Annotated in this window: 1 tRNA gene; it reads right to left on the bottom strand. The window is 53.3% G+C overall.

Features of this window, described 5'->3' with window-relative positions:
- Positions 1-77, bottom strand: a tRNA-Ile gene (locus tag ACW9JV_RS19345).
- Positions 78-212: the final 135 nt, after the last annotated feature.

Raw genomic sequence — 212 nt, 5'->3', positions numbered from 1 at the left:
TGGTGGGCCTGAGTGGACTTGAACCACCGACCTCACGCTTATCAGGCGTGCGCTCTGACCAACTGAGCTACAGGCCCATCACAATGAAAATGTCATTGTCCTCTCAAAATTGAATGAAAGTCAAAGCGTCCTCCCTTTCGGACCCGAAGGTCCGAAAGGGTCGACTCGGAAATTGCTCCGTAGAAAGGAGGTGATCCATCCCCACCTTCCGG

This window comes from Salibacterium sp. K-3 (assembly GCF_054052005.1).
This window is presented reverse-complemented; position numbering and strand designations above follow the sequence as displayed.